This is a genomic window from Paraburkholderia unamae (assembly GCF_003268775.1).
Taxonomy (GTDB): domain Bacteria; phylum Pseudomonadota; class Gammaproteobacteria; order Burkholderiales; family Burkholderiaceae; genus Paraburkholderia; species Paraburkholderia unamae.
In genome coordinates this window covers 239,609-266,608 of the sequence record NZ_QLSU01000001.1, presented here as the reverse complement: position 1 = coordinate 266,608, position 27,000 = coordinate 239,609, and the positions used below count along the sequence as shown (strand labels likewise).

Genomic DNA, 27,000 nt, shown 5'->3' with positions numbered 1-27,000 from the left:
CGCAGCATTCATCGAAAGAATCACGATATTCCGCTCATTCATGTCTGGTGTTTAAAGCGCGCAAGGCAACCCGGCGCACGTACCTTTCTGCTAACCTGATTCCCGCAGCCGGATTGAATTGGCGAAGCGTGAAATCCACGCAGCCGGTGTTTCGCAAATAACCAATATTAGAGACAAAGCGTTGGAGCGATTCAGTCGTGCATTCCGCGTTTGGTCTGAAGAGGAGATACATGCTTTGCTGCGCGCCGAGCCTGGAGACCGATCGACTGCTGTCTGCGGCGATCCGATGCATGGCGTGCTCGCCGTGCTCCGCTACGGGATGGCCGTCGTCATGGCGGCGTTCCTGCTCGTTGCCTCGACGGCCGCGCTAGCGGCGGAGCCGGTGCGCGTGGTGATCCTCACCGGCACCGACCCCATTCAGCCCGCTGCGCTGGTGCAGATCAGAGCGATCAGAAGCCTGCTGGAAACGTCCATGCCGCACGGCGCGGAGGTCTTTCTCGACGCGCTCGACGGCTTTCGTTTCGGCGCAGAGGATCTCACGCCCGAATTCCTTGCGTTGATGAAGAAGAAGTATGCGGATCAGCGCGTCGATCTGGTGGTGGGCATAGGCAACCACGCCGCCGATTTCGCGTTGAAATACCATGCGCAACTCTGGCCCGGCGCGCCCGTACTGCTCACCAGCGTGCCGGAAAAATGGTTCGAGCAGAACCCGCTGCCCGCCGGCTTTGCGCGCGTGCCGTTTCCCATCGACGTTGCAAAGACGCTGGCCATTGCCGAGGCGCTGCAACCGGACGCCAATCGGCTCGTGGTGGTAGGGGGCACGAGCGACACGGACTATTCGTTCATCGACCGCGTGGTCGAGGCCGCGGCTACGCGCGGCCGCCGGTGGTCGTCGGTCGATATCTGGCGCGGCCTGTCCATCCACGAGATCGAGCAGCGGCTCTCGCAGCTCGACAACCGCTCGGCCGTGGTCTACACGACGATGTATCGCGACCGCGAGGGCCATCGGTTTTTTCCCTATCAACTCGTGCCGGGCATGGTGGCTGCTTCGCGCGCGCCGATTTACGCGTGGTATTCGACGTATCTGGATGGCGGCGTGACCGCGGGCGCCATGTATGACTTCGAGGAGAATGGGCGCCTGACCGGGGAGGCGGCGCTGTCGATCCTGCGCAATCGCGGCCGCATGGACGGGCTGACGTTCGCGGCGCTACCCGCGCGCTGCACGGCAAACGTGACGCAACTGGAGCGCTATGGCCTTTCGATGTCGGCGTTGCCGGCCGATTGCCGGTTGATCGATTTTCCACGGTCGATTTTCCGCGAGTATCGCGGCGTGGTGCTGGCCGCGCTGGCGGTGCTGCTCGCCCAGACCGTCACGATCGTCGCCTTGCTGGCGCAGCGCCGCAACCGGCGGCTCGCCGAAGCCGACGCCACCGAGCGGCGCGGCGAGCTCGCACGCGCCGCGCGCTTTGCGACGGTGGGTGAATTGAGCGCGTCGATCGCGCATGAAGTGGGCCAGCCGCTTGGCGCGATCCTGAGCAATGCGGACGCCGCGGAATTGCTCATCAAGGCCTCGCATGTCGATGGCACGGAACTGGAGGAAATTCTCTCGGACGTGAAGCGCGACGCATTGCGGGCCAATGACGTGGTGCAACGCCTGCGCAGCCTGCTGCAAAAACAGGGCATCGCATTTCAGCCGCAGCCGCTGGACGGCGCGCTGCAATGCGCGCTCAAGCTGATCGCCCCGGAAGCGAAACGGCGCAACATCGGCGTGGAGACGCAATTCGAGGCCGGTGACGCGCAGATCATGGGCGACGCGGTCCAGCTTCAGCAGGTCGTGCTCAATCTCGCGATCAATGCGATGGACGCCATGCACGAAACCGACCCCGCGAGCCGCGTGCTCACGATCGCCACGAAACGCGTCTCGCACGGCGTGGCGTTCGTCGTGGCCGACCGTGGCTGCGGCTTGGGTGGCGTCGGCGTGCGGCGCCTGTTCGAGCCGTTCTATACAACCAAGCCGCATGGCATGGGACTGGGTCTGTCCATTGTCCGCTCGATCGTCGAAGCGCATCACGGGCGCATCGACGTAGCGGCGTGCGACGGTGGCGGAACGGAGTTCACCGTGTGGCTGCCCTGCACGCGTGCGGGGAGTGAGGAAAATGCGCCGGCGAACGCCGGTGCGACTCAAAGCGCCGCTACCTGAGCTTGCCGCGCGCGGGCGCGATTGGCCATCGGAAGAGTCTTCCGCCCGCAATTTCCGCGAATTGCCCGAAAGGGAAAGGGCGTTGCCCCAAGTCCCTATAGTTGCGCCGCGCGTTCTGGACAACGATGGACAAACGGCGTGTCGCGCGCCTGCCGAGGCGGTGACGCCACTCGACGCTGAATCAATGACTACCTGGGCGGGGCATGGAGGGAGAACCACACCTGATCGTGATTATCGAGGACGACAGTGGCTTGCGCAGCGCCATCGAGCGCCTGTTCCGCCTGTCGGGATTCGCTACGCGATCATTTCGAAGTGCTGAGGAAATGGCGATTTCCGGTTGCGCCTCGTCGGCGCGTTGCCTGATCGTCGACGTTCAGCTTCCAGGTGCATCGGGCCCGGCGTTTTATGAGGCGCTGCGGCAACCACGGCCCCCCGCCGTGTTCATCACCGCTCATGACGAGCCCGCCACGCGGCAGGCCGTCGCGATGACCGGGCAACACGCGCTGCTGACGAAGCCGTTTCTGGGCGCGACATTGCTCGGCGCGGTCAACGAGGCGATGCAGCGAGGCGGCTGACGGCTGGCCTTCGCGGATATCCGTTTCCGGTACGAATCAGATAGCTGAAAACCGACGAGCCCGGCTCCTGGGAGTGATGCGATGAGCAAGTCAGTTCCGTGGCGGCTGTTGTCCGCCGTCGTTGTCTTTGCATTGGTCATCACAGGCGTGAGCGCCCGCGCCGACGAGCCGGCCGTTTCGTCGTCTGCAACAAGCGGTTCGACGCAGCTTGCCCCGCAGTCCGCCCCGCATCCCCCCTTGCATGTCGCGATTGCCTCCGTCGCGCCTTTCGTGCTGCCGCAAACCACCGTGCCCGAGGGTTTCAGCATCGATATCTGGAACGAGATCGCGCGCCGTATGCATCGCGACTTCGCGTGGTATCCCGTGGCGACGCAGGCCGAATTGCTGCCCGCCGTGCAACACGGCAATGCCGATGTCGCGATAGCGGCGATCACCATGACGCCCGAGCGGGAGCGCGTGGTGGACTTCTCGATTCCCTATTTCGATTCCGGCTTGCAGATCATGGTGCACACGCAGAACGACAATTCGTTCGTGGGCAGCATCGGGGCCGTTCCGTGGCTCGCCATCGCGGAGTTCGTGGGCGTGGCGGCCGCCATTGTTTTTCTGCTCGCCAATCTGGTCTGGTTAATGGAACGCAAGAGCGATCGCAGTTTCCAGAAGCCCTATTGGCGAGCCATCGGGGAGGGCCTATGGGTGACCATGCTCATCATCGCAACCGGCGAGCACGGCGAACGCGACGCGCCGGGTGTATGGAAACGTGTGCTCGTGCCGACGATGTGGCTGATCGGCGTCGTGCTGATCGCGCAGTTGACGGCCACGGTGACGTCCTCGCAAACCGTGGCGCGGCTCCAGTCGAACATACGCGGGCCGGACGACCTGCCGGGTAAAACGATCGGCACCGTGCCGGGAACGACGGCCGCCGACTACCTCGCCGGGCGCGGCCTGCCGTTCGTGAGCCTGAACAATGCCAACGAGGGATTCCGGCTGCTCATGCAGGGCAACGTGCAAGCGATCGTCTACGACGCGCCAACGCTTCAGTACTGGGCGCCACGGCTCGGTCAAGATAACGTGAGCGTAGTGGGGCCGATTTTCCGGCCGGAGAAGTACGGCATTGCCCTGCCGGGCGGTAGTCAGGTGCGAAAGTCGATTAACGAGGCGCTGCTGGCCATGTATGACGACGGCACTTACGAACAGATCTATAGAAAATGGTTTGCGTCGAGCAAATAGGCGCGGAAATATTTGCAGACATTGCGAGGTGGATAGCCAATCTTCGATGTAAGGCGAAAGGCAGGGAACCATGCGAAGCTATGGTTTCGCGATTGCCATCGATCTGGAGATCTGGAAGCGGCAGGCACGCGGCATGCTCACACTGCCTCGTTTGCGTACACGCCGCACGGCAAGCCTGCCGGATAACGATGCGTCGTGAATCAGAAGTGATCTGAATGGCATGCCGTGCCGGTTGGCACGCGGAACTCCGGTAATTCGCCGTGTGTCCGAATGCCAGAATCCAGACGCTGGCACGCGGTACATCGAGGAGAACCGGCCATGACCAGGCAACAACCCGTGGCAGGCAGTGACCATCCGACGCCCGCGGGCGCGCAATGCGTCGGCGCGTGCGACCCGGCGGAGCATTTCGACATCGTGCTGATTCTGCGCCGCCAGGCATTGACCGAATTTCACGACCTGGTGGACAAGCTCGCCGCGAACGATCCTGCGGCGCAGCCGCTTTCGCGCGAGGAATACGAGCGCCGCTTCGGCGCCTCCGCCGAGGACATCAAGCGCGTCGCGCAGTTCGCGAACGCGCACGGGCTCACGGTGGTTCACGCCGATGCCGCCGCACGCCGCGTGGTGCTCTCGGGCACGGTGCAGCAATACAACGCCGCATTCGGCGTCGCCCTGCAACGCTTCGAGCATCAGGTCGGCAAATCCACGTTTCACTTTCGCCAGCCCAGCGGGCCCGTGCATCTGCCGGATGACATGCACGAGGTCGTCACCGCCGTGGTGGGGCTCGACAATCGCGCGAAGGCGCGGCCGCACTTTCGCATCAACCCCACTACCACGGCCCTGACGCCGGAAACATCGCCGGCGGCGGGCGGCGCGCCGATCCACCCGCCCATTCGCGCGGCGCGCGCCGTGAGTCATTCGTTCACGCCTTTGCAGCTTGCGCAGCTTTACGACTTTCCGGCGGGCGACGGCAGCGGCCAGTGCATCGCGCTCGTGGAGATGGGCGGCGGCTACGACACGGCGGACCTCACGGCCTATTTCAACGAACTGGGAGTGGGCGCGCCGCGCGTGGAGGCGGTGTCCGTCGATCAGGCGACGAACGCGCCGAGCGGCGACCCGAACGGCCCGGACGGCGAAGTCACACTCGACGTGGAGATCGCGGGCGCGCTCGCGCCGGCCGCGCTGATTGCGGTGTATTTCGCGCCGAACAGCGAAGCGGGCTTCGTGGACGCCGTGAGCGCCGCGCTGCACGACAGCCAGCGCAAGCCGTCGGTCATTTCGATCAGTTGGGGCGCGCCCGAATCCGCGTGGTCACAGCAAACGCTCGGCGCGCTTAACGACGCGATGCAAACGGCCGTTGCGCTCGGCGTGACGGTGTGCGCGGCTTCGGGCGACAGCGGCTCGTCGGACGGCGTGGGCGACGGCGCCGATCATGTCGACTTTCCGGCGTCGAGTCCGTACGCGCTTGGCTGCGGCGGCACGCATATCACAGCGTCGAATGGGCACATCACGCACGAGACGGTTTGGGGCAACGGCGAAGACGGCGCGACGGGCGGCGGCGTGAGCGCGACGTTCGCGTTGCCGGCCTGGCAAAAGGGGCTGCGCGTCGTGCGCGGCAGCGGCGGCGCAGGCGCGCTGGTGCGGCGCGGCGTGCCCGATGTGTCCGCCGACGCCGATCCGGCCACGGGCTACGTGGTGCGCGTGGGCGGCGCGGACACGGTGGTGGGCGGCACCAGCGCCGTCGCGCCGTTGTGGGCCGCGCTGATCGCGCGCATCAACGCCGCGCGCGGCAAGCCCGTGGGATTCGCGAACGCGAAGCTCTACGCGCAGCCCGGTGCCTTCAACGACGTGACGAGCGGCAGCAACGGCGACTTCTCGGCCGGGCCCGGCTGGGACGCGTGCACGGGCCTCGGCACGCCGGTAGGCAGCAAGGTGGCGGCGGTGCTCGGCTCGGCGTAGGATGAGCCGGCGCCCTGGCATTGCCGGGCGCCATGCGGGTTGCATGCGAAGTCGCACTCACGGTCTACATCGCGAACCGCCTCTCCACGGAGGAGACGAAATGAACGACGAGGCGCAGTCCAAAGGCAAAGGCAACGGCAAGGCTCACGGGGCCGGTCCCGCGAGCGGCAACGGCAAACACCGCACACCGGCCGACCAGCCGTGCTTCGATCCCACCGCTTACGGCAACGGTCCCGACGACTTCGTCACCGACATGACGGAGAACGCCGCCATCACGCATCACGCCATCCAGATCGGCAAGGAAGCGATCGCCTATACCGCGACGGCGGGCCATCTCGTGACCGTCGATCCGAGCAGTTCGCAGCCCGACGCGAAGATTTTCTACGTCGCGTTCACCAAGGACGGCGTGCAGGCGCAGGACCGTCCCGTCACGTTCTTCTACAACGGCGGCCCCGGTTCTTCTTCGGTGTTCGTGCTGCTCGGCTCGTTCGCGCCCAAGCGCATCAAGACGTCGATGCCGGGCTTCACGCCGCCCGCGCCGTATGCGCTCGAAGACAACCCGGACAGCCTGCTCGACAAGAGCGACCTCGTGTTCATCAATCCGGTGGGCACCGGCTATTCGGCGGCCATCGCGCCGCATCACAACCGCGACTTCTGGGGTGTGGATCAGGACGCCGATTCGCTCAAGCAGTTCATCAAGCGCTACCTCACCGCGAACGATCGCTGGAATTCGCCGAAGTTTCTTTACGGCGAGTCGTATGGCACCGCGCGCAGTTGCGTGCTCGCGTACCGTCTGCACGAGGACGGCGTGGACCTGAACGGCGTCACGCTACAGTCGTCGATACTCGATTACACGCAAAGCGGCAACCCGGTGGGCGCGCTGCCCACGGCCGCCGCCGACGCGTGGTATCACAAGCGCCTGGGCGTGAAGCCCGCGCCGAAGGACTTGCAGACGTTCGCCGCGCAGGTCGCGCAGTTCGCGCGCACCGGCTATTTGCAGGCGCTCTCGAAATTCCCCAATCCGAAGGACAAGGCGATTGCGGCCGCGCTCAAGACGCTTTCGCAATACACGGGCATCGACACGCAAACGCTGGAGTCGTGGAACCTCGACATCGCCGCGTACGACAGCCGCGGCAATTCGCTTTTTCTCACGACGCTCCTGAAGGACAAGGGCATGGCGCTCGGTTCGTACGACGGCCGCGTGACCGCCATCGACACGGGCATCGCCGGCAACATCGACCCGAACTCGGGCGGCAACGATCCCACCATGACGGCGGTGAGCGGCGTATATACGGCCATGTGGAACAGCTATCTGAACGAGCAGCTCAAGTTCCGCACGAATTCGTCGTTCACGGACCTCAACGACCAGGCGTTCAAGAACTGGAACTTCAGCCATATCGATCCGACCGGCGCGCAGAAGGGCGTCGACGCGCACGGCAATATCGTGCTCTACACGGCGGGCGACCTCGCGGCGGTGATGGCGCTCAATCCCGATTTGCGCGTGCTTTCCGCGAACGGCTTTTACGACTTCGTCACGCCGTTCTATCAGACCGTGATCGACTTGCAGAAAATGCCACTCGACAATCAGAAGGTGCGCAACAATCTGAGCGCACGCTTCTATCCCTCGGGGCACATGGTGTATCTCGACGCGGGTTCGCGCACGGCGCTCAAGGCCGATCTCACGAAGCTCTACCAGGGCGTGGTGGCCGACCGGCCCGCGGTGGCGCGCATTCGCGCGCTACAGCGCATGAGCACGATGAGCACCATGCATCATTGATCTCCCGCTGAGCTCTCCTGGCTACGGCGGCGCACGCGCTACTGCGTGCGCCCCTGCGCCATGGCTTCGAGGCAGGCGCGCGCGTCGCCCTGCACGAGCCGCGCCGCGCACGCGATCATCAGGTTCTTGCCGAGACCGAAATCCTCCACCAGATAGCCACGTTCGCAAACGCGCCCCGGCGGCCCCTGCGGATCGGGTACGGACGGCACGCGCTCGATGAGCGTGCCCGCGTCGGACGTATACGCCCAGATCTCCTTGCCGAGCGCGGCCGCGTAGCCGATTTCGAAGGCGGTGCCCGAGTCGGGTTCGCCGGGGCCGCGAAAGTCGTTCACATTCGCCATCACGATGTCGGCGGCGCGGATCGCGTCGACATTGGCGCGATAGATCCATGCAGCCGCGCGCGGGCCGTCGAGGTTGGCGGGCACTTCGGCGTCGAGCGGGTACACGCCCTCGAAGCCGTATTCCGCGCACGCGGCGACAAGGCGTGCACCGTATTCGTGCGCGTCGCGCCGGAACACGTCGAAGCCGGCGAGATACACGCGTGGACGGCGGGGCAGCAGGGTGGAATTCATGGCGCGCGGTTCTCCATGCGGGGTCGTTTTCCGGTCGGTTCGACGATTCTAGCGCCCCGCCTCAGGCCGGCGCGCTTTCGTGCATCGTCCGGGTGCACGCGGACCGGTTTCCAGAGAGGTTGATCGAACGGGCTTACAAATAGTTGACAACAATTGTTGTATCTGGCTACGATCACGCACTTTGCATGCCTCGTGCGGCGCTGTGCGCAGCTCAGGGCGGGCAATTTGTTGCGGGCGCAACGTAATGGGTGGTGGGAGCTAATGGGGCGGGACCCTATGCGCAGCCCGGCTACGTGCGTCTGTTTTCTCCCGCCTTTGCCTGCGCGGCATCGGCTTTGCACCATGTTGGAGACCATGAATACGATCGCCGGTGGCCAGTCGAAGGCCGCATTGCATACTCTCGAGACGCGCGCCTATTCGAAGGCCACGTTGCGTCTGTTGCCGTTTCTTTTTATCTGCTACGTCGCCGCGTACCTCGACCGCGTGAACGTCGGCTTCGCCAAGCTGCAAATGCTGAGCGACCTGCAATTCAGCGAAACCATCTATGGTCTCGGCGCAGGTATTTTCTTCATCGGGTACTTTTTCTTCGAAGTCCCAAGCAATATTCTCATGCACCGGGTCGGCGCGCGCCGGTGGATCGCGCGCATCATGCTCACGTGGGCCGTGCTCTCCGCCGCCACGCTGTTCGTGAAAACGCCCACGCAGTTCTACATCGTGCGTTTCCTGCTGGGCGTGGCCGAGGCGGGCTTCTTCCCCGGCATCGTGCTTTACCTCACGTACTGGTTTCCGGCCGCGCGCCGCAGCCGCATGAACGCGCTCTTCATGATCGGCATTCCGATCGCGGGCGTGCTGGGCGGGCCGCTTTCGGGCTGGATTCTCGCGGCCTTCAACGGCACGCACGGCCTGGCGGGCTGGCAGTGGCTCTTTCTGATCGAAGCCGTGCCTTCGTTCGTGCTGGGCGTGGTCACGCTGTTCTATCTGCCCAACGGCATTCGCACGGCGAAGTGGCTCTCGGCCGAAGAGAAGGCTGTGCTCGAACACAACATCGCGCAGGACCAGGCGGGCAAGGGCCATGCGTCGATTGGCTCGGTGTTCACCAACGGCCGCGTGTGGCTCATGGCCGTGATCTACTTCTGCTGCATGATGGGCCTGTACGGCATCAGCTTCTATCTGCCCACGCTCATCAAGGCGAGCGGCGTGAAGAACGCGCTCGACGTGGGCCTGCTCACGGCCATTCCGTACGCGTGCGCCGTGTTCAGCATGTTGTTCGTGGCGAAGAGCGCCGACCGCACGGGCGAGCGCCGCTGGCACTTCGCGATCGCCTCGCTCGCTTCGGCCGTGGGCCTGTATTTCAGCACCGTGTTCGCTCACAACGTGCCGCTCGCCATGCTCGCGCTTTCGGTGGGCGCGGCGGGCATGCTCGCCACGATGCCCGTGTTCTGGACCTGGCCGAGCGCGATTCTTGCGGGCGGCTCGGCCGCCGCGGCCATCGGCATGATCAACTCGGTCGGCAACCTCGCGGGCTTCGTGAGCCCTTCGATCATCGGCTGGATGAAGGACATGACGCAAAGCACGAACGCGGGCATGTACTGCGTGTCGGCCGCGATGGTGCTGGGCGCGGTGCTTGCGCTGATGCAGCCGAAAAAGCTTGTCAATGGCTGATCGCGCTTGATGTGACGGCGCTTCAGCAATAACAAAAAGCAGCGGCCACGTCCGCTGCTTTTTTCATTGTCGGCTTAACATATCGGCCAAACGCCTGGTATTTCCCGCATGTTGCGCGATGTTCGATTCTGGCCGCAAATGGATGTTTCATGCGAACGCATCAAGCGGACGTTTCAGGCGCGCCAAACCCACGAGATGACGAAGAGAACCGAGCCATGAACCGACTGAAGTTGCTGGCGCTGGCCTGCCTGGCCGTCACGCCCTGCCTTGCGCTGATGCAGCCCGCGGCGGCCCAGGTCGCGCAGCCCACGCTCGAAAAGATTCGCTCTGCGAATATTATCGCCATCGGCTATCGCGAGACCTCGGTGCCGTTCTCGTACGTGGTGGGCGACAACAAGGTGATCGGCTTTTCGCAGGACATCTGCGACAAGGTGATCGAGGCCGTGAAGGCGAAAACGAATCGTCCCAACCTGCAAGTGCGCTTCATTCCGGTCACTTCGCAAAACCGCATTCCGCTCGTGCAAAACGGCACGGTGGACCTGGAGTGCGGCGTGACGACCAACCTGAAGGCGCGCCAGGCCCAGGTGACGTTCTCCAATACGTTCTTCATCGCGACCACGCGCCTGCTCACGCGCAAGGACTCGGGCATTCACGATTTCCCCGATCTGGCCGGCAAGACCGTGCTCACCAACCAGGGCACGACCTCCGAGCGCATCCTGCGGCGCATGAATATCGACAAGCAGATGAACATGCGCATCATCAGCGCAAGGGACTATGGAGAAGGGCGCGCGACACTCGAATCGGGTCGCGCGGTGGCCTACATGATGGACGACGTGCTGCTCGCGGGCACGCGTTCGCTCACGGCGAATCCTTCCGAATGGACCATCGTGGGCACGCCGCAGTCGTCCGAGGCGTATGGATTCATGATGCGCAATAACGACCCGGAATTCCGCCAACTCGTGAACAACACGATGGCGGGCATCATGAAAAGCGGCGAAATCGGCGCGCTCTACACGAAGTGGTTCGAAAAGCCGGTGCCGCCCAAGGGCGTGAATTTCCAGTTTCCGATGAGCGAAGCACTGCGCGCGCTCTATGCCGCGCCGAACGACCGCGCCTTCGACTGAGCGTGGCCCGCGTGCCCGAACCGTGAGATCATCTCGTTCCTGAGGCGCCGGGCGGCGCGGCGGGCTCATGGGCGCGGCGGTCGAAATCGCGCGTATGGGCGGCGACCGCCTGTGCGCGCCATGAATCCATTGACGTGTAAAAGCGCAAGACAAGCGGGAGCGGACATGCAAGAAGATGGCAGCACGGTGGTGATCGTCGGGGCAGGGCACGCGGGCGGCAACGCCGCGGCGCTGTTGCGGCAGTATGGGTTCGGTGGCCGCGTCGTGCTGGTCGGCGAGGAGCCGGTGCCCCCGTATCACCGGCCGCCGCTCAGCAAGGCCTATTTGAAGGGCGAGGCCGATGTCGAGCGCCTGTGGTTGAAGCCGCGCGCGTTCTACGACGAGCAACGCATCGAACTGAAGCTCGGCGCGAGCGCGCAGTCGCTCGACCGCGCAAGCCGCACGCTCACGTTTGCCGACGGCAGCCAGCTTCAATACGACAAGCTGATTCTCGCCACGGGCTCCACGCCGCGCGCGTTGACGGTGCCGGGTCACGATCTCGCGGGCGTGATCGCGCTGCGCTCGCTCGCCGACGCGGACGTCTTGCGCGAGCGCGTGCAGCCGGGCGAAAAGCTCGTGGTGATCGGCGCCGGCTATATCGGCCTCGAAGCGGCCGCGGCGGCGCGCCAGCTCGGCCACGACGTCACGGTGCTGGAAGCCGCGCCGCGCGTGCTCGGCCGCGTGACGGGCGAGACGGTTTCCACGTTCTATACGAACGAGCATCGCGCGCAGGGCGTCGATCTGCGCCTGAACGCGAAGATCGAGGCGCTCGTGGGCGAGGGCGGCAAGCTCACCGGCGTGCAGCTCGCGGGCGGCGAGATCGTGCCCGCCACGCTCGCGCTGGTCGGCATCGGCATCCTGCCGAACGAGGCGCTCGCGAAGGCGGCGGGCATCACGTGCGTCAACGGCGTTCAAGTGGACGACGACGCGCGCACGAGCGACCCGGATGTCTTCGCCATTGGCGACTGCGCGCACCGGCCGCTGTCGCACTATGGCCGCTCGGGGCGGCTGGAGAGCGTGCACAACGCAGTGGAGCAGGCGAAGCTGGCGGCCGCCGCGATCGTCGGCAAGCCGCGCCCCGTGTGCGATGCGCCCTGGTTCTGGTCCGATCAGTACGATCTCAAGCTTCAGACCGTGGGCCTGCTCGAAGGCTACGACGAGGCGATCGTGCGCGGCGACCCGGCCGCGCGCCGCTTCGCCGTGTATTACCTCAAGGACCGCGTGCTGCTCGCGGTGGACGCGGTCAATTCGATGCCCGATTTCCTGTGCGGCAAGAAGCTCGTGGGCAAGGGCGTGCCGCTCGACCTCGACGCGCTGCGCGATCCGGCCACCGACATGGGCAAATTCGCCGCCGCGGCGCTCGCTTGAGCGGGGAAGGCGGGGCGCTGACGCCCCCGCTATTTTTGCGATCGGGATAATCTGCGCGCCGGACTGGCGCACGACGTTTGCGCCGGATGAACCATCCCCGCATCCCGATCGCCCGATGAAACCCTCTGTCACGCCCTCCTTGCCCGGCTCGCCGGCTTCGTCCGCCTCGCCGGGCAGGCAGCGCGGCCTCCAGGCCAGCGCTTTCGCGCAACCCGGCGCGCCCGCGCTGGCGGGGCCGGAGGGCATCCGCTACGACTTCAACTACGGCTGCCGCGTGCAGGTGCCGCAAGACGGCTGGCGCGTGCGCATGCACGACCTCGACACGGCCAACGTGCTGTTCGACGAGGTGCTGGGCGCGGGCGAGATCGCCACGAGCCGCCGCAAATACTACGTCCGCTTCCGGCTGGAAGTATTCGACGGACCGCGCCGCGTTTTTTCGCATTCTTTCGATGCGGCCGGGCGTCGCGTGCGCGTGGTGGTGGGGTCGGGCGCGATTGGCGACGCGATGGCCTGGATGCCGGCCTTCGAAGCCTTTCGCGAGCAGCACGGCTGTGATTTGACCGTGCAGATGCCGGCCGCGCTGCACGCGCTTTTCGAGGCGGGTTATCCCCGCATCGCATTCGCGCCGCCCGCCGAAGCCGCCGCTGACGTTGACGCTGACGTGCCGCAGCCGCTTTACGCGACCTACCGCGTGGGCGCGTACCGCCCGCTCTCCGATCGCGACCATCAGCCCACCGACCTGCGCGTGAGCAGCCTTCAGGACTTCGCCTCGTACATGCTGGGCGTGCCGGCGCTGGAGCGCCGCCCGCGCATCGTGGTGGCCGATCGGACGCGCACGATCGCGCAGCCCTACGTGTGCATCGCAACGCAAGCCTCGGCGCAGTGCAAATACTGGAACAACCCGCAAGGCTGGCCGGCCCTGGTGGCGCATCTGAAGGCGCGCGGCTACCGCGTGCTGTGCATCGACCGCGACCGCGAATACGGCGCACCCGGCGCGACGAACGTCATGCCCGAGGGCGCCGAGGACTTCACGGGCGCGCGCCCGTTGCAGGAGCGCGCGAGCCTGCTCGCCCACGCCGACTTTTTCGTGGGGCTGGGCAGCGGCCTGTCGTGGCTCGCATGGGCCGTGGGCGTGCCGGTCGTGCTGATCAGCGGTTTTTCGCATCCGAAGGCCGAGTTCCAGACGCCGTGGCGCGTGATCAATTTTCACGCCTGCAATAGCTGCTACAACGACACGCGCCACGAGTTCGACGACAGCGACTTCGGCTGGTGCCCGCGCCACGCGGGCGACGCCTTCCGCTACCAGTGCACGAAGGCGATCACGGCCGAGCATGTGACCCGCGTGGTGGACCGGCTCATCGCCGCGCACGGCCAGCGTCATTGAAGCCCGCGGCGAAGCGCACGCCGCAGGGAATCGGGACGAGTAACCTCTCGAACCCGGTCTCGAACCCGGCTTCGAACCGCAGCGTCATCAGTCTCGGCTAGAATGCGAACGCGGCGCCGTCCACGAGACGGCTCAATTCGATAGAGCCAGCCGCGCCACCCGGCGTTCGCATCAAGACGAGCGCCGTGACTCGAGGAGAGTGACGCAATGGAACAACGCTCCCGCTTTGGGGCGAGCCTGCTGCCTTATCTGCTCGTCGGCCCGCAGCTCGCGGTGACCGTGATCTTCTTCCTATGGCCCGCCGGGGTGGCGCTGTTGCAGTCCACCCAGGCCGAAGATGCCTTCGGCACGTCGTCCGTGTTCGTCGGCCTCGCCAACTTCACGCGGCTCGCCCGCGACCCGCTCTATCTGGACTCGGTCAAGACCACGCTCGTCTTCACCGCGCTCGTGACGTTCGGCGGCCTCGCCATCTCGCTGCTGCTCGCGGCCATGGCGCACCACGTGACGCGCGGCAAGCGCTTCTATCAAACGTTTCTCATCTGGCCGTATGCGGTCGCGCCCGTCATTGCTGCCGTGCTGTGGGGCTTTCTGTTCAACCCGAGCATAGGCCTCGTGACTTACGCGCTCGCGCGCTTCGGCGTGGTCTGGAATCACGCGCTCAATCCCGGCCAGGCCATGACGCTCGTCGTGGTCGCCTCGGTATGGCAGCAGATCAGCTACAACTTTCTGTTCTTTTACGCCGGGCTTCAGTCGATTCCGCAGTCGCTGTTCGAAGCCGCCGCCATTGACGGCGCGGGGCCCGTGCGGCGCTTTTTCGGCATCGCGTTTCCGCTGCTGTCGCCCACGAGCTTCTTTCTGCTCGTGGTGAACGTGGTCTATGCGCTGTTCGACACCTTCCCGGTGATCGACGCCGCGACCGGCGGCGGCCCCGGCCAGGCCACGCGCACGCTCGTCTACAAGATCTTCGACGAAGGCTTTCGCGGCCTCGACATCGGCAGCTCGGGCGCGCAGTCGGTCGTGCTGATGCTGATCGTCACTGCGCTCACGATCTTCCAGTTCCGCTTCATCGAGCGACGGGTGCAGTACTGATGGTCGAGAACCGCAAATACTTCAACCTGTTCTGCCACGTCATGCTGCTGCTCGGCGTGGCGGTGGTGGCCTTTCCCGTGTACGTGGCGTTTTGCGCGGCCACGATGAACGAGAAGGAGGTCTTCACGGTGCCGCTCTCGCTCGTGCCGGGCACGCACCTCTTCGCCAACATGGCCACCGTGTGGCACGCGGGCACGGGCAGCGCCGCGAGCCCGTTCAGCACGATGCTGATGAACAGCGTGATCACGGCGCTGGTGATTTCGGTGGGCAAGATCGCCATCTCCATCATCTCGGCCTATGCGATCGTGTTCTTCCGCTTTCCGTTCCGGCGCTTCGCGTTCTGGCTGATCTTCGTGACGCTCATGCTGCCCGTGGAAGTGCGCATCTTCCCGACCGTGCAGGTCGCGGCCACGCTGCACCTCACCAACACGTATGCGGGCCTCACGCTGCCGCTCATCGCCTCGGCCACGGCCACGTTCCTGTTCCGCCAGTTCTTCCTCACGCTGCCCAACGAGCTGATCGAGGCGGCGCGCATCGACGGCGCGGGGCCGCTGCGGTTCTTCTGGGACGTCGTGCTGCCGCTTTCGAAGACCAACATCGCTTCGCTGTTCGTCATCACGTTCATCTACGGCTGGAACCAGTATTTGTGGCCGATTCTCATGTCGAGCACGGCCTCGATGACCACGGCCGTGGTCGGCATCAAGAGCATGATTTCGAGCGGCGACGCCGCCACGCAATGGCATCTCGTGATGTGCGCGACGATGATCGCCATGCTGCCGCCGCTCGTGGTGGTGCTGGCCATGCAGCGCTGGTTCGTGCGCGGGCTCGTGGACGTGGAAAAGTGAAGATGGATGCGCGCGCAACGATGATCGATACGGATAAACAGGCGGCGCGTGCGGCGAACCAGGCCGGATGCGCGCTTCGGGAGACGGCATGGCGGCATTGAGCATAAGCGGTGTGACGAAGTCGTACGACGGCGCGCATCCGGTGTTGCACGGCATCGACGTGCAGGTGCAGGACGGCGAGTTCATGGTGCTCGTGGGCCCGTCGGGCTGCGGGAAGTCCACGCTGCTGCGCATGGTGGCGGGACTCGAAACCATCACGTCGGGCGAGATCGCCATCGGCGGCAAGGTGGTCAACCGCGTGGAGCCCAAGGATCGCGACATCGCGATGGTGTTCCAGAACTACGCGCTGTATCCGCACATGACGGTGGCGCGCAACATGGGCTACAGCCTCAAGCTGCAAGGTCTCGACAGCAAGACGATCGACGCGCGCGTGAGCGCCGCCGCCGATATTCTGGAACTGGGCAAGCTGCTGGAGCGCAAGCCGCGCGAACTGTCGGGCGGCCAGCGGCAGCGCGTGGCGATGGGGCGCGCGATCGTGCGCGAGCCCTCGGTGTTCCTGTTCGACGAACCGCTTTCGAATCTCGACGCGAAGCTGCGCGTGCAGATGCGCCTGGAAATCCAGCGTCTGCATGCACGCCTGCGCACAACGAGCCTGTACGTCACGCACGACCAGATCGAGGCGATGACGCTTGCCCAGCGCGTGATGGTGCTCAACGGCGGGCGCGCCGAGCAGATCGGCACGCCCGGCGAAGTCTACGATCGGCCGGCCACGATGTTCGTGGCGAGTTTTATCGGCTCGCCCGCCATGAACCTGCTGCGCGGGCGCGTGAGCGAGGACGGCCGGCGCTTCGAAACGGCGGGCAACGGCCCGCATCTGCCGCTGGCCGAGCCGCCGGCGTGGCTGCCGAAGGGCGCGGAGTGTGTGCTGGGCGTGCGGCCCGAGCACATGTACGCGCGCGGCGCGGCGCAGGCGGGCGACGCCGCGGCGGCGACGCTGGAAGTCGAAACCTGCGAACTGCTGGGCGCCGACAACCTCGCGCACGGCCGCTGGGGCAGCGCCGACGTGGTGGTGCGCCTGCCGCACGAAACGCGGCCCGCACCCGGCGAACGGCTTGCCGTGCAGTTGCCGCCCGCGCGACTGCATTTCTTCGACCCGGCAACGGGGGCGCGCCTGGGTTGAGGCAAACCGCTCGTCCTTGAGCGCGCGACGGAGCCTCGGTGCGCGCGTGAATCCGTCGCTCGCCGCCGCCCCGATTGTCGTAAACTGTCGCCTCGTGCGGGCGCAATGCCGCCCGCACCTTTCGTATCGGCACGACACTCGAACTGGCGACATGGCCGCAATCCTTCTCTTCCGCTTCCTCGCCCAATCCGCCCACCGCCCGCGCGCCGCGCGCCGGAGCCTCGCTTGAGCGCGCGCGAACTGCCCCCGGGGCTGATGCTCGTTCACGGCAATCAGCCCGAACGCATGCGCGACCTGATCGTGCAGTGGATCGGCCAGAATCCGATCGCGCCGCTCGAAAAGGAAATGTTCCTCGTGCAGAGCAACGGCATCGCGCAATGGCTCAAGCTGGCGTTCGCGGCCGATCCCGAGGAGGGCGGCTGCGGCATCGCAGCGGCGTTCGAAATGTCGCTGCCGTCGCGCTTCCTGTGGCAGGCGTATCGCGCGGTGCTCGGCAACGAGGCGGTGCCCGCGGTGTCGCCGTTCGACAAGTCGCGCCTCGTCTGGCGTCTCATGCGCATGCTGCCCGCGCTGCTCGACGAGCCGGGCAGCGAATACGAGCCGCTCAGGCGCTTCATGGCCAACGACGAGGACCAGCGCAAGTGCTTCCAGCTCGCGCAGCGCGTGGCCGACCTGCTCGACCAGTACCAGGTCTATCGCGCCGACTGGCTCGCCGCCTGGGCCGAGCATGAGGATGTGCTGATCGATGCGCGCAACGCCCGCGTGCCGCTGCCCGACGAGGCGCGCTGGCAGGCTGCGCTCTGGCGCGCGCTGCTCGCGGACGTGGGCGCGCAGGCGAGCGACGGCATCGACCTGCGCGACACGGGCCGCGCCGCCGTGCACGAGGCGTTCATGCAGCGCGCCCAGGCGTGGCAGGAGGGCGATCCTCGCCCCAAAGGGTTGCCGCGCCGCCTCGTGGTATTCGGCATTTCGAGCCTGCCGCGCCAGTCGGTCGAAGTGCTCGCCGCGCTCGCGCGCTGGAGCCAGGTGCTCATGTGCGTGCACAACCCCTGCATGCACTACTGGGCCGACATCGTCGCCGACCAGGACCTGCTGCGCGCGCGCCATGCGCGCCAGCGCCGCCGCGCGGGATCGCCCGCGCAACTCGACGAGGCGCAGTTGCATCTGCATGCGCAGCCGTTGCTCGCGGCGTGGGGCAAGCAGGGGCGCGACTTCATCGGCCTGCTCGACGAATACGATAGCGACGAGGCGCGCGAGAGCTATACGCCGCATTTCACGCGCATTGGCCAGCGCATCGACCTGTTCGAGGGCGACGAGGCGTTCACGCTGCTCCAGCAGTTGCAGGACGATATTCGCGACCTGCGCCCGCTTGGCGAGACGCGCGAGCACTGGGAGCCCGTGGACCCGCGCGAGGACGAGTCGATCCGCTTTCATATCGCGCACAGCGCGCAGCGCGAAGTGGAGATCCTGCACGACCGTCTGCTTGCCGCGTTCGCCGCGGACCCCACCTTGCGCCCGCGCGACGTGATCGTGATGGTGCCCGACATCGAGGTCTACGCGCCGCATATCCAGGCCGTGTTCGGCCTGCTCGACGGCGACGACCCGCGCAGCATTCCGTTCAGCGTCGCGGACCGCGCGCAGCGCGCGTTCGATCCGCTCATCGGCGCGCTGGAGATGCTGCTCGCGCTGCCGTATTCGCGCGTGACCGTGAGCGACGTGCTCGACCTGCTCGAAGTCCCCGCCGTGCGCACGCGCTTTGGCATCGACGAGGAGGACGTGCCCACGCTGCGCAACTGGATCGACGGTGCGAACATTCGCTGGGGCCTGCACGCGGGCCAGCGCGCGAGCCTGGGCCTGCCCCAGGCCGACGAACTGAGCGCGCCCAATAGCTGGGCGTTCGGTTTGCGGCGCATGTTGCTCGGCTACGCGGCGGGCGAGCGCGCGGGCGCATGGCGCGGCATCGAGCCGTACAGCGAGATTGGCGGGCTCGACGCGGCGCTGCTCGGTCCGCTCACGCGGCTCGTGGATGCGCTCGACCACGCCTGGCGCACGCTGCGCGAACCGGCCACGGTCGAGGTGTGGTGCGAGCGCCTGCGCGCGCTGAAGGCCACTTTCTTTGCGGCCGACGACGGCGAGGACGCCTACACGCTCGACTGCCTCGACGGCGCGCTCGAAACCTGGCGCGAGGCCTGCGACGAGGCCGCGCTCACGCAGTCCTTGCCGCTCGCCATCGTCGCGGAGAACTGGCTCGCGGTGCTCGAAGGCGGCGGTCTTTCGCAGCGCTTTTTCGCGGGCGCGGTGACCTTCGCCACGCTCATGCCGATGCGCGCGATTCCCTTCCGGCGCGTGTGCCTGCTCGGCATGAACGACGGCGATTATCCGCGCAGCCGCACGCCGCTCGACTTCGACCTCATGCGCCGCGACTATCGCCCCGGCGACCGCTCGCGCCGCGAAGACGACCGCTATCTGTTTCTCGAAGCGCTGCTCTCGGCGCGCGACCATTTGCACGTTTCGTGGGTCGGGCGCAGCGTGACCGACAACACGCCGCGCCCGCCCTCGGTGCTGGTGGGGCAGTTGCGCGACCACCTCAAGGCCGGCTGGCGGCTCGAAGGCGAGGAAGAAGGCGGTGGCGAAGCGCTGCTTCATGCATTGACCATCGAGCATCGCTTGCAGCCGTTCAGTCCGGACTATTTCCCGGCGCGCCCCGATGACGCGCTGCTGTACACCTATGCGCACGAGTGGGGGCGGCCCGCGCCGCCGCCAACGGACGGCGCGCGCGCCGCGGCATTGGCGCCCGCCGAGCGCGACGAGCCGCTGACGATCCGCGAGCTGGGCGAGTTCCTGCGCGAACCCGTGCGCGGCTTTTTCCGGCAGCGCCTGCGTGTGGCGTTCGAAAGCGCGGACGCGGCCAGCGAAAATCACGAGCCGTTCGAAGTGGATGCGTTGCAGGCCTGGCAGTTGCAGGGCGAACTGATTCGCGCGCAGGTGCTGGCGATGGAGCGCGGCGAGGACGACCTCGAACCGGTGGCGCTCGCGCGCCTCGAACGCATGCATCGCAGCGGCGACCTCGCGACGGGCGGCTTTGGCGAAGTGATCGGCGAGGAACTGCTTGCGCCCATGCCCGAGCTGTTCGCCGAATATCGCAAGGCGCTCGCGCGCTGGCCCGAGCCGCTCGAACATCAATACGAAATTCGTCTCGATGCGACGCGCGACGGCCGCCTGGTTTCGCTCGACGACTGGCTCGACGACTTGCGCTCGGGCCCGGACGGCGCGCTTGGCCGCGTGATTCTGGAGCCGGGCACGCTCGTGAAGGACAGCCGCTATCGGGGCGACCGTCTCGTGCCGTATTGGGTCGCGCATGTGGCCGCGCAACTTGCCGCCGGCCCCGTCACCACGGTGATCGTGAGCAAGGTGGGCGTGGCGGAGTTCGCGCCGCTCGACGCACAGCTCGCGCGCGCTTACCTGCTCGCATTGCTCGCCGCGTGGGACGACGGCGCGCGCCGGCCGCTGCCGCTCGCGGTCAAGACCGCGTTCGCGTGGCTGCGCAAGCTGCCTGACGCCTTTGACGGCGCGCGCGCCACGGTGCCCGCCGAAGCGTGGGAAGCGGGTCTTGTGGCCTACGAGGGCAACGGCCGCACGCCCGGCGAGCGCGACACGAACGCCTATTTGCGCCGCGCGTTTCCCGACTTCGAAGCGCTTGCCGCGCACGACGACTTCATTACGCTCGCCACGACACTGCTGCTGCCGGTCGCGCGCGCGCCGCTCGCCTCGTCGCGTGCCAAACGCGCCTCGGGCGAGGCTGGAGACACTGCATGAACCTGCGCGAGGACCTCGACGCCGAAGTGCTGGACCCGCTGCGCTTTCCGCTGTATGGCAGCCGCCTGATCGAAGCGAGCGCGGGCACCGGCAAGACCTTTACGATCGCGATGCTGTACGTGCGCCTCGTGCTCGGCCACGGCGCGCTGAACCCGGCGAGCGACGAAGCCGATGTTGGCGATGAGGCGCGCACGGCCGGGCGCGCGCTCACGCCGCCCGAAATCCTGGTCGTGACCTTCACGGACGCCGCGACGAAGGAGCTGCGCGAGCGCATACGCGCGCGTCTGATCGAAGCCGCCGAATGCTTTCGCGTCGAGCCCGAAGACGTGCCCGACCGCGCGCCTGGCGAAGACCTGCTGCACGATTTGCGCGAGGACTACGCGCCGGAGCAGTGGCCCGGCTGCGCGCGCCGCCTGCAACTCGCGGCCGAGTGGATGGACGAGGCCGCGGTCTCGACGATCCACGGCTGGTGCAACCGCATGCTGAGCGAACATGCATTCGACAGCGACAGCCTCTTTTCGCAGACGCTGGAAACCGATCAGACAGAGCTGCGCGCCGAGGTGGTGCGTGACTACTGGCGCACCTTCATGGCGCCGCTCGACGCGCGTTGCGCGGCCGAGGTGCGGGCGTGGTTCGCGAGTCCCGACGCCTTGCACCAGGCGATTCGCGGGCTGCTTGCCCATGCCGACTTGCTGCCGGAAACGCCCGAGCCCGAGACGGCGCTGCTCGACGCGCGCAAGCGCGCGCAGGACGAGCTCGAAACGCTGAAAGCGCCGTGGCGCGTGTGGATCGACCAGGTCGAGGCGCTCCTGGGCGACGCGCGCGCGGCGAAGCAGTTCGACGCGAGGAAGCTCAATTCGAAGCACTGCGAAACATGGATCGGCAAGCTGCGCGACTGGGCCAACGACCCCGAATCGGCGCATCCCGGCTTCGACGACAAGGCCGCGGTCTGGACGCGCCTCACGCCAGCAGGTCTCGCGGAGATCTGGACGAAGGGCGAGCCGCCCGCGCACGCCGCGTTCGTGGCGATGGAAACCTTGCGCGAGTCGCTTGCTGCGCCGCCCGAGGCGAAGCAGGACCTGCTGTGCCACGCGGCGCGCTGGATCGCGCGGCGTTTCGAGGAAGAAGAGGCGCGCCGCTCGCAAATGGGCTTCGACGATCTGCTCACCCGCCTGCGGGCGGCGTTGCAGCGTGAGAACGGCGCGCGCCTCGCGGAGATTATCCGCAAGCAGTACCCGGTCGCGCTGATCGACGAGTTCCAGGACACCGACCCGGTCCAGTACGCGATCTTCGATGCGGTCTACCGTATCGCCGCGCACGACACCGAGACGGCCATCGTCTTGATCGGCGATCCGAAGCAGGCCATCTATGCGTTTCGCGGCGCGGATATCTACACGTACCTGGAAGCGCGGCGCGCATGCGAGGGGCGGCTCTACACGCTCAAGAAGAATTTCCGCTCCACGCGCGCGATGGTCGATGCGGTGAACCGCTGCTTCGAAGCCGCCGAGTTGCGCCCGGAGGGCAGCGGTGCGTTTTTGTTTCGCAGCCCTGACGGTCGCGAGAACGCGCTGCCGTTCGTCGCCGCCGACGCGCATGGCCGGCCGGAAAAGCTGGTGGCGGCCGGTGCGGCGCTGCCGGCGCTGAACGTCTGGTGGATGCCGCCCGTCGCCGACGGCAAGCCGTTGAGCAAAGGCGCGTACCTCGCGGGCATGGCCGCGAGCTGCGCGAGCGAGATGGTGCGCCTGCTCAATCTCGGGCAGGAGGGCGCGGCGGGCTTCATGCCCCTGGAGGGCGAGGGCGGCATGCGGCCGTTGCAGCCCGCTCATATGGCGGTGCTCGTCAACAACCGCAGCGAGGCGCAGGCGATACGCGAAGCGCTCGCCGCGCGCGGCGTGCGCAGCGTCTATCTCTCGGATCGCGACTCGGTGTATCAAACGCCGCAGGCCGAGGAACTGCGCTACTGGCTCGCGGCCTGCGCCGAGCCCGACGACGGCCGCCTCGTGCGCACCGCGCTCGCCACGTCGACGCTCGGTCTCGACTGGGCCGAACTCGATCTGCTCGGCCGCGACGAGTTCGCGTGGGAAAAGCGCGTGCTTCAGTTCCGCGAGTATCGCGACTGCTGGCGCAAGAAGGGCGTGCTGCCCATGTTGCGGCGCCTCTTCAACGATTTCCACGTGCCGCAGCGCCTGCTTGGCGAAGCGGCGAGCGCGGGGCTGAACGGCGAGCGCGCGCTCACGAACCTGCTGCATCTCGCCGAACTGCTGCAACAGGCGAGCACGCAACTCGACGGCGAGCACGCGCTGATCCGCTACCTGGATGAACAGCGCGAGGACGAAAGCGCGGGCGGCGGGGGCGACGCGCGCCAGTTGCGCCTGGAAAGCGATGCGGGACTCGTGCAGGTCGTGACGATCCACAAGTCCAAGGGCCTTGAATATCCGCTGGTGTTCTTGCCGTTTGCCTGCGCGCATCGCGCCGTCAAGCCGGACGACGTGCCGTTCAAATGGCACGACGAAGAAGGCGTGCTGCGCGTGACGCTGGAAGCCGACGCGAGCGTGCTGCGCCAGGCCGATCGCGAACGCCTGGGCGAAGATCTGCGCAAGCTTTACGTTGCGTTGACGCGTGCGCGCTACGCCACGTGGATCGGCTATGGGCCGGTGCAAGGCGTGGAAGCGAGCGCCTTTGGTTATCTGCTCAATGGCGGCGGCGCCGTGCCTGCTGAGGAAACCGAAGCATTCCTCGGCGCATTGCGTGGACCGTGCGCGGACATTGCCGTCGCGCCCGCGCCGCAAGCGGCTCGCGAAGTGCTGGCGCTGCGCGATACCGGCGCCGTGCGCGGCCAGGCGCGCACCCTCGCGAGGCGCGAACGCGAGCGCTGGTGGGTCGCGAGCTATTCGAGCCTGAAGACGGTCGAGGCTTCGATTGGCTCCGGCGTGCCCGTCGAGGCCGACGAGGCGCGCAGCGCGCCCGACACGCGCGGCGAGGACGTCTTCCTCGAACTGCTCGAATCGACCATGCCGCCCGACGAAGACGAAGCCTTCGACCGCGGCGCCGAACCGCTCGCCCCGGCGCTCGCGCCGATGCACGGCTTCGAACGCGGCGCGGACGCGGGCAGCTTCCTGCACGAGCTGATGGAATGGGCCGCCGACGAAGGCTTTGCCGCGATTGCCGAAGACGAGGCGCGCGTGCGCGACATGGTCGCGCGCCGTTGCAGCGTGCGCGGCTGGTCGCACTGGATCGACCTGCTCACGGCGTGGATGCTCGAACTCGTGCGCACGCCGCTGCGCCTGCCGGACATCGACGGCGAGCCCGTCGCGCCGGTCGCGTTCGCGGCGCTCGGGTCGTATATGGCGGAGCTGGAGTTCTGGGTCACGGCGCACTCCGTCGATACGCTCGCGCTCGACGCGCTCGTCACGGCATTCACGCTGGACGGCGAGGCGCGCCCCGCGCTCGACGCCACCACGCTCAACGGTATGCTCAAGGGCTTTATCGACCTCGTGTTCGAACACGAGGGCCGCTATTACGTGGCCGACTATAAATCGAACTGGCTGGGCCCCGACGACGCCTCGTACACGGCGGCAAAGATGCGGGCGCAGATCCTGCATTCGCGCTATGAACTGCAATACGTGCTGTATCTGTTCGCGCTGCACCGGCTGCTCAAGGCGCGTCTTCCCGATTACGACTACGACCGCCACGTGGGCGGCGCCGTGTACCTGTTCCTGCGCGGCGGCCGTGCGCCGGGGCAGGGGTTGCATTGCGAACGACCGCCGCGTGAGCTGATCGAACGACTCGACGCGCTCTTCGCGCGTCGCGATGTGCTGGAGGATGTGGCATGACGAGACGCCGCACGAAAGATCCGATGGGCGTCACCGGCGATCTGTTCGAAAACCTGGAGATGCCGTCGCAAGGCGAGGCGGCGGCTTCGTCGTCGCCTTCGACTTTGCCTTTACTTTCGCCTTCGCCTTTGCCTGTCAAGCAGCACGGTGCGCGCGATTCGGCCGCGCCAATGCTGGACGTGCTCGACAACTGGGTGGAGCGCGGCTGGCTGCGCACGCTCGACGCCGCGTTCGCGCGCTTCCTGTGGACCGAAGCGCCGCATTGCCCGCCGCTCCTGCTGCTGGCGGCTGCGCTGGCGAGCCATCAACTCGGGCGCGGCCACGTATGTCTCGACCTCAAGGCGACGCTCGACGATCCGGCGTTTGCGCTTTCCTTGCCGCCGGACGGCCCGCAACTGCCGGCCGCCGCGCCGGCCCAGCCGCCCGCCGAGGTGCTGGCGGGCGTCACGCTCGCGCAATGGCGCGCGGCGCTCGCCGAGCCGGATCTGGTGAGCGAGGAGGCGACGGGGGCGCAGGATAATACGCCGCTCGTGCTCGCGGGCACGCGACTTTATTTGCGGCGCTACTGGCAGTACGAGCAGGACGTGCGCGAGGGCATCGAGCGGCGGCTCACGCGCGCCGGGCAGCTCGAAGCCGGGCTGCCGCTGGACGTGGCGCGCGCCGCGCTCGACGCATTGTTCGCGCCGCGCAGCGAAGCCGCGCGTGCGAAGCCAGGGGCACGCTCCGCCGACTGGCAAAAGCTTGCCTGCGCGCTCGCCGCGCGCAGCGCGTTCAGCATCGTCACGGGCGGGCCGGGCACGGGCAAGACGACCACCGTCGTGAGATTGTTGGCACTCCTGCAAACTTTGGCGCTAGGCCGCGCGGGGCGCGCAGCGCCTGCCGCGCGGCCCTTGCGCATCCGGCTGGCCGCGCCCACCGGCAAGGCGGCGGCACGCCTGAACGAATCGATTGCGGGCGCCGTTGAGCGGCTGCCGTTCGACGCGCTACAAAGCCAGGTGGACGGCGCGGCGCTGCGCGCGGCGATTCCCACTGTCGTGACCACGTTGCATCGCGTGCTGGGCACGCGGCCAGGCAGCCGGCGCTTTCGCCACGACGCCGCGAATCCGCTGCCCGTGGACGTGCTCGTGATCGACGAGGCCTCGATGGTCGACCTCGAAATGATGGCCGCCGTGCTCGATGCGCTGCCGCCCACCGCGCGCCTGATCCTGCTCGGCGACAAGGACCAGCTTGCCTCGGTCGAGGCGGGCGCGGTGCTGGGCGAACTGTGCGACCGCGCGCGCGAGGGGCATTACACGGAGGCCTCGCGCGCCTGGCTCGAAGCGGCCACCGGCGAGCACATCGACCCGGCGATGCTCGACGCACACGGCCTGCCGCTCGACCAGGCTGTCGCGATGTTGCGCGAGAGCCATCGTTTCGCATCGGAAAGCGGCATCGGCGCGCTGGCGGAACTCGTCAATGCGGGCGACGCGGTGGGCGTCGCGAAGATCTGGGCGCGCGGCTACGACGACCTTGCGCGCCTGATCTGTCCCGCGGACGACGACGGCCCGTTGCGGGCGCTCATCGTCGATGGCCGCGTGGGCGAGATGGCCGCTGTCGACGCGACGCGCGCGCAGCGCCTGGGCTACCGCCACTACCTGGAGACGATGCGAGCCACGCGCCCCGGGAGCGACGCGACGCCCGAAGCGCTGGAGGTCTGGGCGGCAGGCGTGTTGAAGGCGCATGGTGCGTTTCAACTGCTGTGCGCGCTGCGGCGCGGGCCGTGGGGCGTCGAAGGGCTGAACCGGCGCGTCGCGCGCCTGCTGCACGAGGAAGGGCTCATCGAGCCGCGCGGCGACTGGTATGCGGGGCGGCCCGTGCTCGTCACCCACAACGACTACGAACTCGGGCTCATGAACGGCGATATCGGCATCGCGCTCGAGTTGCCCGTGGCTGCGGGCGCACCGCCCGTGTTGCGTGTGGCGTTCCCGGCCGGCGACGGCTCGGGCGGCGTGAAGTGGGTGTCGCCTGGCCGCTTGCAGGGCGTCGAGACCGTGTTCGCGCTCACCGTGCACAAATCTCAGGGCTCCGAATTCACGCACGCCGCGCTCGTGCTGCCCGACACGTACAGCCCGATCCTCACGCGCGAACTCGTCTACACGGGCATCACGCGCGCGCGGTCGTTTCTCACGCTGGCGTTGCCCGAGGGGCGCTCCGTGCTCGATCGTGCGGTGCTCTCGAAGGTGCAGCGCGCAAGCGGGCTCATGGCTGGACTCGCGCGCGACGCACGGGCCGCGTGAGCGAGCGCGACGCGCGATGTGCAACGCGCATCGGCAATGCGCGAAGGGCCGCTCATGGCGGCCCCTCGTTTTTACGG

16 protein-coding genes are annotated in these 27,000 nt (G+C 67.1%); 15 read left to right on the top strand and 1 reads right to left on the bottom strand.

Features of this window, described 5'->3' with window-relative positions; all coding sequences use genetic code 11:
• Positions 1-286 precede the first annotated feature (286 nt).
• The 5 genes from C7401_RS01075 to C7401_RS01055 all read left to right on the top strand — a co-directional run bounded on the left by C7401_RS01075 (position 287) and on the right by C7401_RS01055 (position 7,735).
• Complete coding sequence (locus C7401_RS01075; RefSeq protein WP_112169409.1) at positions 287-2,200, top strand: sensor histidine kinase; 1,914 nt, start codon at positions 287-289, stop codon at positions 2,198-2,200.
• A gap of 203 nt (positions 2,201-2,403) precedes the next feature.
• Positions 2,404-2,775 (top strand): response regulator transcription factor, encoded by a 372-nt coding sequence (locus tag C7401_RS01070; RefSeq protein WP_112169407.1) that lies wholly within the window; start codon positions 2,404-2,406, stop codon positions 2,773-2,775.
• An 81-nt stretch (positions 2,776-2,856) separates the two neighbouring features.
• Positions 2,857-4,002: a transporter substrate-binding domain-containing protein gene (locus tag C7401_RS01065; protein ID WP_112169405.1), complete on the top strand. Its 1,146-nt coding sequence runs from the start codon at positions 2,857-2,859 to the stop codon at positions 4,000-4,002.
• 318 nt (positions 4,003-4,320) lie between these two features.
• Positions 4,321-5,958, top strand: a complete 1,638-nt coding sequence (locus C7401_RS01060; RefSeq protein ID WP_112169403.1) for a S53 family peptidase — start codon at positions 4,321-4,323, stop codon at positions 5,956-5,958.
• A 100-nt stretch (positions 5,959-6,058) separates the two neighbouring features.
• Positions 6,059-7,735, top strand: coding sequence for a S10 family peptidase (locus tag C7401_RS01055; RefSeq protein ID WP_112169401.1), 1,677 nt, complete (start codon positions 6,059-6,061; stop codon positions 7,733-7,735).
• Positions 7,736-7,773: 38 nt separating this feature from the next.
• Here C7401_RS01055 and C7401_RS01050 read toward each other — a convergent pair whose 3' ends face one another.
• Positions 7,774-8,307, bottom strand: a complete 534-nt coding sequence (locus tag C7401_RS01050; protein WP_112169399.1) for a nucleoside 2-deoxyribosyltransferase — start codon at positions 8,305-8,307, stop codon at positions 7,774-7,776.
• 354 nt (positions 8,308-8,661) lie between these two features.
• Between C7401_RS01050 and C7401_RS01045 the strand changes: the two genes are divergently transcribed.
• From C7401_RS01045 to recD, 10 genes are all read left to right on the top strand, one after another.
• On the top strand, positions 8,662-9,969 hold the full coding sequence (locus C7401_RS01045) for an MFS transporter (protein ID WP_112169397.1): 1,308 nt from the start codon (positions 8,662-8,664) through the stop codon (positions 9,967-9,969).
• 215 nt (positions 9,970-10,184) lie between these two features.
• Positions 10,185-11,093 (top strand): glutamate/aspartate ABC transporter substrate-binding protein, encoded by a 909-nt coding sequence (locus tag C7401_RS01040; protein WP_112169395.1) that lies wholly within the window; start codon positions 10,185-10,187, stop codon positions 11,091-11,093.
• A 165-nt stretch (positions 11,094-11,258) separates the two neighbouring features.
• Positions 11,259-12,500, top strand: a complete 1,242-nt coding sequence (locus C7401_RS01035) for an NAD(P)/FAD-dependent oxidoreductase (protein ID WP_220092796.1) — start codon at positions 11,259-11,261, stop codon at positions 12,498-12,500.
• 115 nt (positions 12,501-12,615) lie between these two features.
• Positions 12,616-13,884 carry an autotransporter strand-loop-strand O-heptosyltransferase gene (locus C7401_RS01030; protein WP_112169391.1) on the top strand — a complete coding sequence of 423 codons (1,269 nt, stop codon included), beginning with the start codon at positions 12,616-12,618 and terminating at the stop codon, positions 13,882-13,884.
• Positions 13,885-14,091: 207 nt separating this feature from the next.
• Complete coding sequence (gene ugpA / locus C7401_RS01025) at positions 14,092-14,973, top strand: sn-glycerol-3-phosphate ABC transporter permease UgpA (RefSeq protein WP_112169389.1); 882 nt, start codon at positions 14,092-14,094, stop codon at positions 14,971-14,973.
• A complete protein-coding gene (ugpE, locus tag C7401_RS01020; RefSeq protein WP_112169387.1) occupies positions 14,973-15,818 on the top strand; it encodes a sn-glycerol-3-phosphate ABC transporter permease UgpE in 846 nt (281 codons plus the stop codon). The genes ugpA and ugpE overlap by 1 nt, the downstream gene beginning before the upstream one ends.
• An 88-nt stretch (positions 15,819-15,906) precedes the next feature.
• Positions 15,907-16,998: a sn-glycerol-3-phosphate import ATP-binding protein UgpC gene (locus C7401_RS01015; RefSeq protein WP_112169385.1), complete on the top strand. Its 1,092-nt coding sequence runs from the start codon at positions 15,907-15,909 to the stop codon at positions 16,996-16,998.
• 225 nt (positions 16,999-17,223) lie between these two features.
• Entirely contained in the window at positions 17,224-20,814 is a 3,591-nt protein-coding gene (gene recC / locus C7401_RS01010; protein ID WP_258396786.1) for an exodeoxyribonuclease V subunit gamma, read from the top strand.
• Positions 20,811-24,647 carry an exodeoxyribonuclease V subunit beta gene (gene recB / locus C7401_RS01005; protein ID WP_112169383.1) on the top strand — a complete coding sequence of 1,279 codons (3,837 nt, stop codon included), beginning with the start codon at positions 20,811-20,813 and terminating at the stop codon, positions 24,645-24,647. Before recC ends, recB begins: the two co-directional genes overlap by 4 nt.
• Positions 24,644-26,923, top strand: a complete 2,280-nt coding sequence (gene recD, locus C7401_RS01000) for an exodeoxyribonuclease V subunit alpha (RefSeq protein WP_258396785.1) — start codon at positions 24,644-24,646, stop codon at positions 26,921-26,923. The genes recB and recD overlap by 4 nt, the downstream gene beginning before the upstream one ends.
• Positions 26,924-27,000: the final 77 nt, after the last annotated feature.